The sequence below is a fragment of the Roseibium sp. RKSG952 genome (assembly GCF_009711355.1).
This window is the reverse complement of sequence record NZ_SMMF01000938.1, coordinates 22,634-38,085: the sequence shown is the minus strand read 5'-3', so window position 1 is coordinate 38,085 and position 15,452 is coordinate 22,634. Positions and strand designations below refer to the sequence as shown.

The following is a 15,452-nucleotide window of genomic DNA, read 5'->3' as shown; positions in this document are numbered from 1 at the left end:
GCCCGTGGCTTGTCCGGCCGGTAACCGGCCCATACGGGGCCGACCGGATTTGTGCCCGTTTTCCGGCTGCCTGTTTGCGGCGGGACGGCGGGACCAAGCTGTAAGGAAAGACGATGTTCGATATTCATCGCGTTGAAGTCGAGTGGGGCGGACGGCCGCTCGTTCTCGAAACGGGCAAGGTGGCCCGTCAGGCTGATGGCGCTGTCATGGCGACCTATGGCGAAACCAAGGTTCTGGCGACCGTTGTTTCCGCCAAGCAACCTAAGCCGGGTCAGGATTTCTTCCCGCTGACCGTCAACTATCAGGAAAAGGCCTTTGCTGCCGGCAAGATCCCGGGTGGCTACTTCAAGCGTGAAGGCCGTCCGTCCGAGCACGAGACCCTGACCTCGCGTCTGATCGACCGTCCGATCCGCCCGCTGTTTGCCGATGGTTACAAGAACGACACCCAGGTGATCATCACCGTTCTGGCGCATGACATGGAAAACGCGCCGGACATTCTGGCGATGGTTGCAGCGTCTGCCGCGCTGACCCTGTCCGGTGTTCCGTTCATGGGCCCGATCGGTGGCGCCCGCGTTGGCTATATCAATGGCGAGTTTGTTCTGAACCCGCTTGTCGACGACATGCCGGAATCCTCCCTCGACCTCATTGTCGCCGGCACCACCGACGCCGTTTTGATGGTGGAATCGGAAGCCAAGGAGCTGGACGAAGATACCATGCTCGGCGCGGTCATGTTCGGACACAAGTCCTTCCAGACCGTGATCGACGCCATCATCAAGCTGGCGGAAGTCGCTGCCAAGGAGCCGCGCGATCTGGTCATTCCGGATCATTCCGCGCTTTCTGCCAAGATCAAGGAGATCGCCGGAGAAGACCTCAAGGCGGCCTACAAGATCACGTCCAAGACCGACCGCAAGAACGCTGTCGATGCTGCGAAGGCCAAGGCTGTCGAAGCCCTGATCGACAACGCAGCCGAAGGCGAGGCAGTCGAGGCAACCGTTCTCGGCGAACAGTTCAAGAAGCTGGAAGCCGAAATCGTCCGGGGTGGCATTCTCGACACCGGCACCCGCATTGACGGCCGCGACCTTTCGACGGTTCGTGCGATTTCGTCGGAAGTCGGCATTCTGCCGCGTGCGCACGGTTCCGCGCTGTTCACCCGTGGTGAAACCCAGGGTCTCGTCGTGTCCACTCTCGGGACCGGCGAAGACGAGCAGTTCATCGACCTGCTGGAAGGCACCGTGAAGGCTCACTTCATGCTACACTACAATTTCCCGCCTTATTCTGTCGGTGAGACCGGCCGCATGGGCTCCCCGGGGCGCCGCGAAATCGGTCACGGCAAGCTGGCTTGGCGCGCCATCAACCCGATGCTGCCGCAACACCACGAGTTCCCGTACACGCTGCGCGTTGTTTCGGAAATCACCGAGTCCAACGGCTCCTCGTCAATGGCAACGGTCTGCGGCACTTCGCTGGCGCTGATGGATGCCGGTGTGCCTTTGAAGGCTCCGGTGGCAGGTATCGCCATGGGTCTGATCAAGGAAGGCGACCGCTTCGCCGTTCTGTCCGACATTCTCGGCGATGAAGATCATCTCGGTGACATGGACTTCAAGGTGGCCGGTTCTGAAAACGGCATCACTGCCCTTCAGATGGACATCAAGATCGACGGCATCACCGAAGAGATCATGAAGGTCGCCCTCGCACAGGCGAAGGATGGCCGGATCCACATTCTCGGCGAAATGTCCAATGCGATCTCCGAAGCCCGTTCGGAACTCGGCGAGCATGCGCCGCGCATCGAAGTGATGAAAATCCCGGTCGACAAGATCCGTGAAGTCATCGGTTCCGGTGGCAAGGTTATCCGCGAAATCGTCGAAAAGACCGGTGCCAAGGTCAACATCGAAGACGACGGCACGGTCAAGATTGCCTCTGCTGATGGCAAGGCGATCAAGGCAGCGGTCAACTGGATCAACTCCATCGCAGCCGAGCCGGAAGTTGGCATGATCTACGAAGGCACGGTTGTGAAATGCGTTGATTTCGGCGCATTCGTGAACTTCTTCGGCGCAAAGGACGGCCTTGTTCACATTTCCCAGCTGGCACCGAGGAAGGTCGCCAAGACCACCGATGTTGTCAAGGAAGGCGACAAGGTCTGGGTCAAGCTGATGGGCTTTGACGAGCGCGGCAAGGTTCGCCTGTCCATGAAGGTTGTCGACCAGGACACCGGCAAGGAAATCGAAAAGGAAGAAGCCCAGGGCTAAGGCCGGGTAGCTTCTGACAGATTGGAAAGGGCGCTGGCTTCGGGCAGCGCCCTTTTTCGTGACCTGAACCCAGGAGCTTGGTGTTTGTCTTCCGCCGCTTGCCTCACTCAAGCAACCTGATATACCCCCGGCTTAGATAAAGTGGTCATCACAGCGGACGGGGATGAAAATGGGCGACATGCGTCTTGTAGTTGTCGGGGCGGCGGGCCGTATGGGGCAAAACCTCGTCAAGGCTGTTGCAGCGCAAGACGGTGTTGTTCTGACGGGTGCCATTGAGCAGCCGCAGTCGCCGCATTTGGGACAGGATGCAGGTTTGCTTGCCGGGATCGGTGCGGCGGATGTCACGATTTCCGATGATTATCTAACCGCTTTTGCCAATGCGGACGGGGTGCTTGATTTCACTGTTCCCAAGGCATCTCTGGAATTTGCCGAGGTTGCGGCTCAGGCGCGTATTGTCCATGTGATCGGCACGACCGGCTGGGGTGCGGACGAGGACGAACCACTGAAGGCTGCTGCGCGCCATGCAAGGCTGATCAAGTCCGGCAACATGAGCCTCGGCGTCAATCTCCTTGCCCATCTGGTCAGGAAAGCGGCTGAGACGCTTGGAGAGGATTTCGATATCGAGGTCCTTGAAATGCATCACCGGCACAAGATCGATGCGCCGTCCGGCACTGCCCTTTTGCTGGGCGAAGCTGCTGCGGACGGCCGGGGCATTTCATTGGAAGACCGGGCAGTGCGCAGCCGGGACGGCATTACGGGCGCACGGAAGGCGGGAGATATCGGATTTGCCACCCTGCGCGGCGGTTCGGTCATCGGGGAACATTCGGTGATGTTCGCAAGCGAAGCGGAGCGGATCGAACTTTCCCACAAGGCCGAAGACCGGCAGCTTTTTGCCCGCGGCGCGGTCCGCGCGGCGCTTTGGGGTTTCGACAAGAAACCCGGCTTGTACTCCATGGCTGATGTTCTCGGCCTGACTGATTGAACCAGTAAATTGAGACCCGAAGGAGATACGACCATGGAACGCCTTTTGGTGCTTGTCCGTCACGGTCAAAGTGAGTGGAACCTGAAAAACCTTTTCACCGGCTGGAAGGATCCGGACCTGACGGAAAAGGGCGTTGCCGAAGCCAAGAAGGCGGGTGAAGAATTGCGCGATCTCAAGCTGCAATTCGACATTGCTTTCACGTCCGACCTGTCACGGGCACAAAAGACCCTCACGCTCATTCTGGACGAGCTTGGCCAGCAGGATCTTGAAACCGTCAAGGACCAGGCGCTGAACGAGCGCGATTACGGCGACCTGACCGGCATGAACAAGGACGAGGCGCGCGAGAAATTCGGCGAAGAGCAGGTTCATATCTGGCGCCGGTCCTTTGACATTCCGCCTCCGGGCGGCGAGAGCCTGAAAATGACTGCCGAGCGGGTTCTGCCTTACTTCAAGTCGGAAATCCTGCCGCAGGTTCTGACCGGCAAGCGCACGATCGTGGCAGCGCATGGCAATTCGCTGCGGGCGCTGATCATGCATCTGGAAGGTCTGACACCGGACGAGATCCTGCAGCGTGAACTCGGCACCGGCACGCCGATCATCTATCGGCTTGACGAAGACGGCAAGGTTGTCAGCGTTCAGGATCTGGCCGCGTAAACACCGTGTTTGGCGTGGTTGAAAAAGGCACAGATGTCTATGAAAAGGCCCGCCAAACAGGCGGGCCTTTTTGTTGGTCAGATTTCAAATCCGCCTTGCTCTGCGGCTTGTTTGAGCGGGCGCTCCGGGCGGGCTCCCACATGGGAAATCACGTTTGACGCGCACAGGCAGCCGAGTTCGGCAGCACTCTTCAGATCATAGTTGCGGGCAAGGCCAAACAGGACGCCGGAGGCAAACAGATCACCGGCACCGGTGAGATCGACAACGTTGTCCACCTTCTCGGCGGCCACCTGTACGGTTTCCTCGCGGCTGATGGCCATCGCGCCGTTTTCGCCAAGGGTCAACGCGGTCAGTGCGCCGCTCTCGCGCGCAGCAGAAATGGCGGTGTCCAGGTCGGCGGTCTGATAAAGCGCTTTCAATTCGTGCTCATTGGCGAACATCAGATCGACGACGCCATCCTTCAAAAGGCCGATGAATTCGGACCGGTACCGGTCCACACAGAAGGAATCCGACAGGGTGATCGCGACCCGGTGGCCATGGGAATGGGCTATGTCTGCCGACTTCAGGAAGGCTTTCTTGGCCTCTTCCGGATCCCAGAGGTAGCCTTCCATATAGGTGACAGCTGCGGCGGCCACGACATCGGGATCGACATCTTCCGGGCCGAACTTTATGCAAGCACCGAGATAGGTGTTCATGGTGCGCTCGCCGTCCGGCGTGATCAGGATCATGGAGCGGGCGGTCGGCAGGTCGTTCTTGAGCCGGGCAGTCTCGTAGTGGACGCCGGTGCCGCGCATGTCATGGGCGTAGCTGTCGCCAAGTTCGTCCTCGGCGACCTTGCCGAAAAACGCGGGCGCACCGCCAAGGGAGGCGATGCCGGCCGCCGTGTTTCCCGCGCTGCCGCCGGATATGCGAACCGTCTGTCCCATCTTGCCGAACAGCCGGACAGCTTCATCCGTGTCGATCAGGCGCATGGAGCCCTTGGCGAGCTCTTCGGCGCGCAGGAAGTCTTCTTCCACATGCGAGAAGACGTCGCAAATCGCGTTTCCGATGCACAGGGCATCAAATCGGGTGTTTGTTGGCATTGTTATTCCATTGAGAGGATTCAGGATTGCGGGTTCGGGCGCAGGGCGCGGTTGGCCTCGGGTTCACGGATCTTGTCCCGGAACGGGCTGGCGCGGTAAACGCCCAGTATACGAAGCTCGGCACAGAAGAAATTCAGTTCCTCCAGCGCCAGGGCGACATTCGGGTCTTCGGGATGCCCTTCGACATCGGCATAGAACATGGAGGCGAAAAACGTGCCTTCAAGCTGATAGGATTCGAGCTTTGTCATGTTGACGCCGTTGGTGGCGAAACCGCCAAGTGCCTTGTAAAGAGCGGCCGGAACATTTCGAACCCGGAAAATGAAGGTCGTGATCATCGACTGGCCGTTGTTGGCCGCTTCGAGCTTTTCCCGCGACAGGATCAGGAAACGGGTCGTGTTGTGGGCCGCGTCTTCGACATCGCTGCGCAGGATGTCGAGCCCATAGGCCTCGGCGGCCATGGCGGGCGCAAGGGCTGCAGCACTTGGATCGTTCATTTCCGCGATCTGGCGGGCCGACCCGGCAGTGTCGGCACCAATGATTGGTGTCAAACCGAGTTCGCGAATGATTTTCCGGCACTGGCCAAGGGCCATGACATGGCTTTGAACCGACTTCAGGCCGTCCAGCGTTGCGCCCTTCGGGGCAACCAGCTGAAACCGGATCGGCAGAAAGTATTCGCCAATGATGCTGAGGTTTGAATTCGGCAACAGGTAGTGAATATCGGCGACACGACCGGCGACGGAGTTCTCGACCGGGATCATGCCAAGATCGGCATCACCGTTCTCGATTGCCGTAAAACAATCCTCGAAGGTGGCGCAAGGGATGGCCTCATAGTCCGGATAGACATTGCGGCAGGCCATATGCGAGTTGGCACCGAGTTCGCCCTGGAATACGATTTTCTTTCGGTCGGTCATGAGGGTCTTTCTAAGGCAGGTCGTCTTGATCAGGAAAGCGCTTGGCGTGCGCGTTCAAGATCGTCAGGGGTGTTCACATCCATCGGTGCGCTGTCGATGATGCTGACATCAATTCGCATACCGGCCTCAAGCGCGCGCAGTTGCTCCAGCTTTTCCCGGATTTCCAGCGGCGAGGGCGGGAGGCTCACAAATTTGTCCAAAGCCTGCCGGCGGTAGGCATAGACGCCGATATGCTGGAAGATGGGTCCATCGCCGGTCGGCGCGGTGGCGCGGGTGAAATACAGCGCCCGGTGACAGCCATTGGGCAGCGGTGTGGTGACCGTCTTGACGAAGCTCGGATCGTCGCGAAATTCACTATCGGTAATGTCGGTCATGATCGTACCGATGTCGACTGCCGGATCCTCCAGTGGCTTGAACGCAGCCTGCACGGCCGCGGGCTCGATCAGCGGAACATCGCCTTGCAGGTTCAAAACGACATCATAGTGTCGATCCGGATCAATTGTGTTTGCGGCTTCCTGGATCCGGTCAGAGCCGGACTCGTGGTCGGGGCTGGTCATGACGGCCTCGCCGCCATGGGCTTCGACGGCGGCTTTGATGTCCGGATGATCACAGGCCACGACGGCACGGCCGATCCCCGCATTTCTGGCCTGGTCGACAACCCGAACGATCATCGGCTTGCCGCAGATGTCTGCAAGGGGTTTTCTCGGTAGACGGGTCGCACCCAAACGGGCCGGAATGATGACGAGTGCAGAACTCAAGCTGATCTCCAAGTGCTACGGATGCCTTGAACCTGTAGAAAACAGGGGCCGCGTCCGAATGTCGTAGTTCGACGTCTTTTAAACCTATGGACAGCGAGGTCAAAAAATTTGTAGGGTCCGGCCAAAATAGAGAGGTCGAGCTGGGTTCGTGGTCCTGCCACGGACCCGGACGCGTATAAGCTTGGAGCCGGAGAGAATGGATTCCTTCACGCTAAACAAAGCCGCGGGGGCGGTTTTGATGGTACTTATCCTGACCATGGGTGTCGGGATCGTCTCGGACATCATTTTCGAGCCGACGATACCGGGCGAGCCCGGCTATGATATCGTGTTGGAGACACCGGAAGACGACACGTCCACCGTTACGGCCGAGCCGGATGTCGTTCCGCTTGGCGAGCGTCTGTTTGCCGCTTCTGCGTCCAAGGGTGAAAATGTCGCCAAGAAGTGCGCGGCCTGCCATTCCTTCGACCAGGGTGGCGCCAACAAGGTTGGCCCGGCCCTGTATGACATTGTCGGCCGCAAGCCGGGTGGACATGATGGCTTCAACTATTCGTCCGCGATGGCGGCTTATGGCGAAGAAAACCCGGAATGGACCTACGAGAACCTCGACAACTTCCTCGCAGCGCCGAAGAAGTACCTGTCCGGGACGTCGATGGGCTTTGCAGGTCTCAGAAAGCCGGAAGAGCGGGCGGACATCATCGCCTATCTGCGCAATCTTTCGGCAAATCCGAAGCCGCTTCCGGCTCAGTGATACACCGTTACGCGCATTTGCACTTGTGACGATAGGCCGCCTTCCTTGAGGGCGGCCTTTTTGATGCGCAGGACCACAAGATCCCATATCTTGGCGAACAGTTAACAACCGGGACCCACATCAAATCGCAAGTCTCGCCAGGTGAATGCACAATCATAGTTTGCAAGTTCATTTCCCTATTAAAATCCGGCAATGTTATTTGAAAGAGGGTGACGGGCGGGCGCCGTCTGCCTAAACTTTACCGAACGTCCACTGTGCCCATGTTGAGCGTATAAGCGCCGGAGATATAGTATGAAACCAAGGACCGCCGTTCCTGGACTGCCCTTCGCAAAAAACGCTGCAGTTCTCGCGATACTGGGTCTTTGTTTTTTCTTTCCGCAACAGAGTGCAGCCACTGAAGAACCGGAGTGGCGGCATGCGGCAGCTTTGAACGGCGAACCGAAATACGGCCCCGGCACCAAACATTTCGATTACGTCAATCCGGATGCACCGAAGGGCGGACTGGTGCGTCTGTCGACGAGTGGTGGCTTCGACTCCTTTAACCTGTTCCTGCCAAAGGGAAACATCGTTCCGGGCCTGTTGCTGATTTACGAAAGCTTGATGGAGCCGAGCCTCGATGAAGCCGACATCAGCGCGCAATATGGTGTGCTGGCCGAGGCGCTTCGATATCCGGAGGATTACTCTTGGGTCGAGTATCGGATGAACCCGAACGCCAAATGGCATGACGGTCAACCGGTGAGCGCGGAGGATGTGGTCTGGTCATTCGAAACGGTCACAGATCTCGACCCGCGGCAACGGTTCTATTACCACCACGTTGAAAAGGCCGAGGTTGTTGGTGACAATGTTGTCCGGTTCACGTTCGACGGCTCAGGGAACCGGGAGCTGCCCAAGATCATCGGTAATTTGACGATCCTCCCGAAACACTGGTGGCAAGGGACCGGTCCGGACGGTGAACCGCGTGATATTACCAGAAGCACGTCACTTGAGCCGCCGCTCGGCTCCGGACCATACAGGATCAAGGATTTTGATGCCAACCGGCAAGTCACGTATGAGCGGGTTCCGGAGTACTGGGGCGCGGAGTTGCCGATCCGGGTCGGGACCAACAATTTTGATGAAATCCGCTATATCTCCTTTCTGGATGGCACGGTCGCCTTTGAGGCTTTCAAGGGGGATCAGTATGATTTCCGTCTCGAGAATGTCGCAAAGAATTGGGCTACCGGATACAAGTTTCCAGCGGTCGAAGCGGGCGATGTTGTTCTGGAGACATTCGACGACAAGGCGACCGGGATCATGCAGGCTTTTGTTGTCAATTTGCGCCGGGACAAGTTCAAGGATGTTCGGGTCCGCAAGGCCTTGAATCTTGCTTTCGATTTTGAAACGACCAATCGCACGGTTTTCTTTGATCAATATAAACGCATTGACTCGTTCTTTGCCGGAACCGAACTGGCGTCCTCGGGGGCCGCTTCAGGGCGCGAGCTTGAAATTCTGGAGGAAGTTCAGGATCTTGTGCCTCCGGAAGTCTTTGATCAGGTCTATCGAAACCCGGTCAACGGCGATTCGCGGAAATTGCGCGGAAATCTGCGGGAAGCGCTGAAATTGCTAAGGGAAGCCGGATACCGGCTGGAAGGCGGCACTCTTGTGAATGACAAGACCGGTGAGCCGTTTACGATCGAGTTTGTCGATTCCCAGAAGTCTTCCGAACGGTATGCCTTGCCTTACGTCGAAAATCTCAATCGGATCGGTATTGATATGAGTGTTCGCGTTCTCGATACGCCGCAATACATCAACCGCATTCGCAGCCGTGATTTTGATATGACCACCCTGGGGTGGGCGCAGTCACTTTCGCCCGGGAACGAGCAGCGAAATTATTGGGGAAGTGAAGCTGCCGATCAGGAACAATCGCAAAATTACGCAGGGATAGCGGACAAGGGCATTGATGCGTTGATCGACAAGGTCGTTTTTGCGACAGACCGCAAGGAACTGGTCGCATCGACGCGCGCACTGGATCGTGCGTTGATGGCCAACCATTATGTGATCCCGCAATGGTATCTCAACATTGATCGGACCGCCCGCTGGAACCGGTTTGGCCATCCCGAGACCATGCCGGAATACACCTTCGGGTTCCCGACGATCTGGTGGTACGATGAGGCGCTGGCGGAGAAGACGGGAGCGCCGAAATGAGTAAGCGGAACGGGGCCGACCGGCGGCAATTTCTGAAACTGACGGGTGCTGCGGCACTTGCAACCGCTTTGCCAATCGGCACACGCGCGTTCGCGGATCCCGGCAAGGGTCCGTTGCACGGACTGTCCGTTTTTGGAGACCTTAAATACGGCCCGGATTTCAAGAGTTTCGATTATGTGGTGCCGGGAGCGCCGAAGGGCGGCCGCTTTACTTTCAAGACGCCCAGCTGGCAATTCAATCAGAATCCGCAAACCTACAACACTTTCAATTCCTTCATTTTGAAGGGGGACGCTCCGCCAAGGATGGAGTTGTGTTTTGACTCATTGATGGTGCGTGCGTGGGACGAGCCGGATGCGGTTTACGGATTGTTGGCGGAGTCCGTCGAAATCACCGAAGATGGAAACACCTATTTTTTCAATCTGCGGCCCGAAGCGCGCTTTCACGACGGATCCAGGCTGACCGCGGAAGATGTCGCGTTTTCCCTCATGCTCCTGAAGGAAAAAGGGCACCCGCTGATCAGCCAGACTATTCGCGAAATGGCGCAGGCTGAAGCTTTGGGCAATCAAAAAGTCAAGATCGGGTTCACGGGCAAACAAACCCGGCAGTTGCCGTTGCTCGTCGCGGGCCTTCCGATCTTTTCCAAGCGATACTACACGACCTATGATTTCGAACAGTCGACGCTGACGCCGCCACTGTCATCGGGGCCTTACAAGGTCGGCAGGCATGCCGTGGGGCGGTACGTGGAATACAGCCGGGTGACGGATTACTGGGCAAAGGATTTGCCGGTTGTTGCCGGCCATTTTAACTTCGATGTGATCCGCCTGGAATTCTTCCGGGATGCGCAGGTTGCCTTTGAAGCCTTCAAGAAGGGGAATGTCACGTTTCAGGAGGAGTTCAGCTCCAGAATTTGGGCGACTGAGTATAATTTTCCCGCGGTTGGTGACGGAAAGGTCAAGCAGAAAATCGTTCCGGACAACAGACCGTCCGGTGCTCAAGGCTGGTTCTTCAACACAAGGCGGGACAAGTTCAAGGATCCGCGGGTGCGGGAAGCCATCGGGTATGCATTCGATTTCGAATGGTCGAACCAGAACCTGTTCCACGGGATGTACGAGCGTACCCAAAGTTTCTTCGAAAATTCTGACATGAAGGCGGAAGGGCTGCCGTCCGAAGCAGAACTTGTACTGTTGGACCCATTCCGGGAGCAGTTGCCGGAAGCTGTTTTTGGAGAGCCCTGGACACCGCCCGTATCGGATGGCAGTGGATTTGACCGAAGCCTTCTGCGGAAAGCGGCCATGTTGTTGAAGGACGCCGGGTATACCCGCGACGGGGCTCTGCTTGTTGATCCGAATGGGCAACCGCTCACGATCGAGTTCCTGAACAATGTGCCGATGTTTGAACGCATCACCATGCCGTTTATCAACAGTCTCGAACGTTTGGGGATCTCGTCAAGCTTCCGCCTTGTCGACCCGGCACAATACGAGGCGCGGCTCAACAACTTTGATTTCGATGTCATCAGCCGGAGATACTCGCTGACACCGACACTCGGCACGTCAATTCGTCAATTCTGGAGTTCCGCGTCGGCCGATACGCCCGGCAGCAACAATCTCGCAGGCATATCGTCGCCTGCAGTCGATGCCATGATCGAAGCCGCACTGGCCGCATCCAGCCGGGAGCAGATGATTGTCGCTGCCAGAGCGCTCGACCGGTGCCTGCGCGCGGGGCAATACTGGGTTCCGCAGTGGAGCAAGGGAACCCACACAATCGCTATGTGGGACATTTTCGGCTATCCGGAAGAACCGCCGCATTATGAGTTCCCTGTTGAAACGACCTGGTGGTTCGACCGGGAAAAAGCCGATAAGATCGGCATGGCCGGTTAGACAGACCATCATCTCACGAGATACGAACGGCATTTTATGGGCGCCTATATCCTCAGACGCTTGCTGCTCATGATACCGACCCTTGTCGGGATCATGGCCCTGAATTTCATCATCATCCAGTTCGCGCCCGGTGGGCCGGTGGAGCGGGTGATCGCCCAGCTCTCGGGCACCGATGTTTCGGCCACGGCCCGGATCAGCGGCGGCGGCGGCGACATGGGTGGACCGGCAACGGATACCTCCGGCATCGGGAGCGGAGCGGAAAGCGTTTCCTCGAAATATCGCGGCGCGCAAGGCCTTGATCCGGAGTTCATCAAGGAACTGGAGACCCAGTTCGGTTTCGACAAGCCGCCGCTTGAACGGTTTTTGACCATGCTGTGGAACTACGCCCGGTTCGACTTCGGGGAGAGCTACTTCCGCGACATCAGGGTTCTGGACCTGATTGCGGAAAAACTGCCCGTGTCGATTTCCCTGGGCCTCTGGATGACGCTGATCTCCTATCTGGTGTCGATCCCGCTCGGGATTCGCAAGGCGGTGAGCGATGGCTCCAGGTTTGATATCTGGACATCGGGGGTTATCGTCGTGGCCTATGCGATACCCGGTTTCCTGTTTGCGGTCTTGCTGATCGTGCTGTTTGCAGGCGGTTCGTTTTGGGATCTGTTTCCCTTGCGCGGCCTCGTTTCGGAAAACTGGCAAAGCCTGTCCTGGCCGGAGCGGATTGTCGATTATTTCTGGCATCTGGTCCTGCCGCTGACAGCGCTTGTTCTTTCGGCCTTTGCCACGACCACCTTGCTGACCAAAAATTCCTTTCTGGACGAGATCCGCAAGCAATATGTCCAGACCGCCCGTGCCAAGGGGCTGACAGAGCGGCAAGTGCTTTACGGCCACGTATTCCGTAATGCGATGCTGATTGTGGTCGCCGGCTTTCCGGGAGCGTTCATTTCGTCCTTCTTCGCCGGATCGCTGCTGATCGAAACAATCTTCTCGCTTGATGGACTGGGTTTGCTGGGCTTTGAGTCCGTCATCAACCGGGATTATGCCGTCGTTTTTGCGACCCTTTACATCTTCTCCCTGATGGGACTGATCGTGAACCTCATTTCGGACCTGACCTATACATGGATTGATCCGCGGATCGATTTCGAGTCGCGGGAGGTTTGAGACTGTGGACACCAAACTCGACAAACACCTCTCCGACGCCGGCTACGATGTCTATAATCCTCTGGCCGAAGAGACGGTTCCTCCGCGCAAGAAAATGCGCCTGTCGCCGATCAATCAGCGCCGGCTCGCGAATTTCCGCGCCAACAGGCGCGGGTTTTATTCGCTCTGGATTTTTCTCGTCCTGTTCGTATTGGCAATGGCCGCGAATTTCATTGCCAACGACAAGCCTCTGATCGTCTATTACAAGGGCGAATTGCTGGCACCGGTCTTTGTGGAATACCCGGAGGAACGGTTTGGCGGCTTTCTCGCCATTACCGATTACCGTGATCCGTTTATTCAGGACGAGATCAACAGCAATGGCTGGGCGCTCTGGCCGCCGGTGCGTTATTCCTACAATACCGTCAACACCGATATTCCCGTGCCCGCACCCGCGCCACCGTCCTGGACCATGGACAAGCAGGAGCGCTGTCAGCGCTATCCCCTCGGAGACCAGGACCCCAACTGCATCGTTGGCAACTGGAACTGGTTTGGCACGGATGATCAGGGCCGGGACGTTCTGGCGCGCCTGATCTACGGTTTCCGGATTTCGGTGCTGTTCGGCCTGGTGCTGACGCTGGCCTCTTCCGTTGTCGGCATCGCAGCCGGAGCCGTGCAGGGCTATTATGGAGGCTGGGTCGACCTTCTGTTCCAGCGGTTCATCGAAATCTGGACCGCGATCCCGACGCTCTATCTGATCCTGATCGTGTCGTCTGTTCTGGTGCCGGGGTTCTGGACGCTGTTCACGATCCTGCTGGCATTTTCCTGGGTGGCGCTGGTCGGGGTTGTCCGGGCGGAGTTCCTGAGGGGCCGGAATTTTGAATATATCGCCGCCGCGCGGGCGCTCGGCGTCTCCAATCGCACGATCATGTGGCGGCACCTCCTGCCCAATGCGATGGTGGCAACGCTAACCTTCATGCCTTTCATTCTCAACGGTTCGATCTCGACGCTGACGGCGCTCGATTTCCTGGGCTTCGGCTTGCCTCCGGGCTCCGCCTCGCTCGGGGAATTGCTGGCCCAGGGCAAGAACAACCTGCAGGCTCCGTGGCTTGGTATTTCCGGATTTGTGGTCGTATCGCTGATGTTGAGCCTTTTGATTTTCATCGGCGAAGCGGTGCGCGATGCCTTCGATCCGCGCAAGAGCCTGGCGTGAGGAGCCGACCCATGACTGAAACGCCTCTCCTGTCGGTCAAGGACCTGTCGATCGCCTTCACCCAAGGCGGCAAGGACACCTTGGCAGTCAACCGGATCTCCTTTGACATCAAGAAGGGGGAAACGGTCGCCCTTGTCGGCGAAAGCGGGTCGGGGAAGTCCGTCTCGGCCCTGTCCGTGCTCAAGCTTCTGCCTTATCCTGCCGCGTCTCATCCCTCGGGCGAGATCCTGTTCAATGGTCAGGATCTGCTGAAGGCCAATGAAGCTGGTATCCGGAAGGTGCGTGGAAACGAGATTTCCATGATCTTTCAGGAGCCGATGACGTCTCTCAATCCGCTGCACACGGTCGAGCGGCAGGTTGCCGAGATCCTGAAAGTCCATCGCGGCATGGGTGATGCCTCTGCCCGAAAGCGCGTTCTGGAATTGCTGCATCAGGTCGGGATCCACGATCCGGAAAGCCGGCTCGGGTCCTATCCGCATCAGCTCTCTGGCGGGCAGCGCCAGCGGGTCATGATCGCGATGGCGCTGGCCAACGAGCCGGATCTTCTGATCGCCGACGAGCCGACGACCGCGCTTGACGTCACCGTGCAGGCCCAGATCCTCAAGCTCTTGAAGGAATTGCAGGCGGTGCAGGGCATGGCCATGCTGTTCATTACCCATGATCTCGGGATCGTGCGCAAGTTTGCCGACCGGGTCTGCGTGATGACCAATGGCGAAATCGTCGAGCAGGGGCCGGTTCAGGAGATTTTTGACCGGCCACAGCATGACTACACCAAACATCTCCTGTCCGCCGAACCCAAGGGCGCGCCGCCGCAAACGGATCTGTCAAAGCCGATTGTGGTGCAGGCCGATGATCTCAAGGTGTGGTTCCCGATCAAGCGGGGCCTGATGCGCCGGACCGTGGATCACGTCAAGGCGGTCGACGGGATCGACGTCAAGGTGCGGGCTGGCCAGACGCTGGGGATCGTCGGCGAAAGCGGCTCGGGCAAGACGACGCTCGGGCTCGCGATCCTGCGCATGATCTCGTCAACTGGCAGGATCTGTTTTGACGGCACGGAGATCCAGGCAAACTCCTGGAAGCAGATGCGACCGCTGCGCCGGGACATGCAGATCGTGTTTCAGGATCCGTTCGGCGCGCTCAGTCCGCGCATGTCGGTCTCCGATATTGTCGGTGAAGGGCTCAAGGTCCATTTTCCGAAGCTCTCCGAAGAGGAGCGGGACCGGAAGGTGGCAAAGGCGCTGGAAGAGGTCGGGCTCGATGCGTCGACCCGCTTCCGCTATCCGCATGAGTTCTCCGGTGGTCAGCGTCAGCGGATCTCGATCGCACGGGCCATGGTGCTGGAACCGAAATTCGTCATGCTGGACGAGCCGACCTCGGCGCTCGACATGAGCGTGCAGGCGCAGGTTGTCGATCTCTTGCGGGACCTTCAAAAAGCCCACGGGCTCGCCTATCTGTTCATCTCTCACGATTTGAAAGTGGTTCGTGCACTGGCCAATGAAGTTGTGGTGATGCGTCAGGGCAAGGTGGTCGAGGCGGGGTCTTCGGAACAGATTTTCGATGCTCCCCAAACGGATTACACCAAGGCGCTGATGGCGGCGGCCTTCCGGCTGGAAACGGCTTCGATGGCCGGGGTGGTCAGCGAATAGGGTTTTGAAAATACCTGAGTGCAAAT

General features: G+C 58.0%; 12 protein-coding genes. 9 read left to right on the top strand and 3 right to left on the bottom strand.

The features are described 5' to 3' along the window. The first annotated feature begins 113 nt into the window (after window positions 1-113). From pnp to E1297_RS27325, 3 genes are all read left to right on the top strand, one after another. Window positions 114-2,243 (top strand): polyribonucleotide nucleotidyltransferase, encoded by a 2,130-nt coding sequence (gene pnp / locus E1297_RS27335; RefSeq protein WP_155143845.1) that lies wholly within the window; start codon window positions 114-116, stop codon window positions 2,241-2,243. 178 nt (window positions 2,244-2,421) lie between these two features. Continuing rightward, window positions 2,422-3,225: a 4-hydroxy-tetrahydrodipicolinate reductase gene (dapB, locus tag E1297_RS27330; protein ID WP_155143900.1), complete on the top strand. Its 804-nt coding sequence runs from the start codon at window positions 2,422-2,424 to the stop codon at window positions 3,223-3,225. 33 nt (window positions 3,226-3,258) lie between these two features. Further along, entirely contained in the window at window positions 3,259-3,879 is a 621-nt protein-coding gene (locus E1297_RS27325; protein WP_155143843.1) for a 2,3-bisphosphoglycerate-dependent phosphoglycerate mutase, read from the top strand. A gap of 77 nt (window positions 3,880-3,956) precedes the next feature. Here E1297_RS27325 and E1297_RS27320 read toward each other — a convergent pair whose 3' ends face one another. Genes E1297_RS27320 through E1297_RS27310 form a run of 3 tightly spaced genes read right to left on the bottom strand, consistent with a single transcriptional unit; the run spans window position 3,957 to window position 6,636 of the window. Beyond that, on the bottom strand, window positions 3,957-4,961 hold the full coding sequence (locus tag E1297_RS27320) for an adenosine kinase (protein WP_155143842.1): 1,005 nt from the start codon (window positions 4,959-4,961) through the stop codon (window positions 3,957-3,959). Window positions 4,962-4,981: 20 nt separating this feature from the next. Then, window positions 4,982-5,872, bottom strand: coding sequence for a prephenate dehydratase (locus tag E1297_RS27315; RefSeq protein WP_155143840.1), 891 nt, complete (start codon window positions 5,870-5,872; stop codon window positions 4,982-4,984). A 29-nt stretch (window positions 5,873-5,901) separates the two neighbouring features. Next, complete coding sequence (locus E1297_RS27310) at window positions 5,902-6,636, bottom strand: 3-deoxy-manno-octulosonate cytidylyltransferase (protein ID WP_368669700.1); 735 nt, start codon at window positions 6,634-6,636, stop codon at window positions 5,902-5,904. Window positions 6,637-6,826: 190 nt separating this feature from the next. Here E1297_RS27310 and E1297_RS27305 point away from each other — a divergent pair, with 190 nt between their 5' ends. From E1297_RS27305 to E1297_RS27280, 6 genes are all read left to right on the top strand, one after another. After that, window positions 6,827-7,378 (top strand): cytochrome c family protein, encoded by a 552-nt coding sequence (locus tag E1297_RS27305; RefSeq protein ID WP_155143837.1) that lies wholly within the window; start codon window positions 6,827-6,829, stop codon window positions 7,376-7,378. 291 nt (window positions 7,379-7,669) lie between these two features. Further along, window positions 7,670-9,559: an extracellular solute-binding protein gene (locus E1297_RS27300; RefSeq protein ID WP_155143835.1), complete on the top strand. Its 1,890-nt coding sequence runs from the start codon at window positions 7,670-7,672 to the stop codon at window positions 9,557-9,559. After that, window positions 9,556-11,436 (top strand): extracellular solute-binding protein, encoded by a 1,881-nt coding sequence (locus E1297_RS27295; RefSeq protein WP_155143834.1) that lies wholly within the window; start codon window positions 9,556-9,558, stop codon window positions 11,434-11,436. The genes E1297_RS27300 and E1297_RS27295 overlap by 4 nt, the downstream gene beginning before the upstream one ends. 36 nt (window positions 11,437-11,472) lie before the next feature. Next, the gene (locus E1297_RS27290; protein WP_155143833.1) at window positions 11,473-12,591 is read left to right on the top strand and encodes a microcin C ABC transporter permease YejB; all 1,119 of its coding nucleotides are present in this window, start codon (window positions 11,473-11,475) and stop codon (window positions 12,589-12,591) included. Window positions 12,592-12,595: 4 nt separating this feature from the next. After that, window positions 12,596-13,780 (top strand): ABC transporter permease, encoded by a 1,185-nt coding sequence (locus E1297_RS27285; RefSeq protein WP_368669694.1) that lies wholly within the window; start codon window positions 12,596-12,598, stop codon window positions 13,778-13,780. Window positions 13,781-13,791: 11 nt separating this feature from the next. Continuing rightward, window positions 13,792-15,426, top strand: a complete 1,635-nt coding sequence (locus E1297_RS27280; RefSeq protein ID WP_155143829.1) for an ABC transporter ATP-binding protein — start codon at window positions 13,792-13,794, stop codon at window positions 15,424-15,426. The last annotated feature ends 26 nt before the right edge of the window (window positions 15,427-15,452 follow it).

Excerpts from the sequence above, each read along its gene's own strand:
- pnp (WP_155143845.1), top strand. The coding sequence starts at position 114 with ATGTTCGATATTCATCGCGTTGAAGTCGAGTGGGGCGGACGGCCGCTC.
- E1297_RS27315 (WP_155143840.1), bottom strand. The coding sequence starts at position 5,872 with ATGACCGACCGAAAGAAAATCGTATTCCAGGGCGAACTCGGTGCCAAC.
- E1297_RS27280 (WP_155143829.1), top strand. The coding sequence starts at position 13,792 with ATGACTGAAACGCCTCTCCTGTCGGTCAAGGACCTGTCGATCGCCTTC.
- E1297_RS27305 (WP_155143837.1), top strand. The coding sequence starts at position 6,827 with ATGGATTCCTTCACGCTAAACAAAGCCGCGGGGGCGGTTTTGATGGTA.
- E1297_RS27295 (WP_155143834.1), top strand. The coding sequence starts at position 9,556 with ATGAGTAAGCGGAACGGGGCCGACCGGCGGCAATTTCTGAAACTGACG.
- E1297_RS27320 (WP_155143842.1), bottom strand. The coding sequence starts at position 4,961 with ATGCCAACAAACACCCGATTTGATGCCCTGTGCATCGGAAACGCGATT.
- E1297_RS27300 (WP_155143835.1), top strand. The coding sequence starts at position 7,670 with ATGAAACCAAGGACCGCCGTTCCTGGACTGCCCTTCGCAAAAAACGCT.
- E1297_RS27325 (WP_155143843.1), top strand. The coding sequence starts at position 3,259 with ATGGAACGCCTTTTGGTGCTTGTCCGTCACGGTCAAAGTGAGTGGAAC.
- E1297_RS27290 (WP_155143833.1), top strand. The coding sequence starts at position 11,473 with ATGGGCGCCTATATCCTCAGACGCTTGCTGCTCATGATACCGACCCTT.
- dapB (WP_155143900.1), top strand. The coding sequence starts at position 2,422 with ATGCGTCTTGTAGTTGTCGGGGCGGCGGGCCGTATGGGGCAAAACCTC.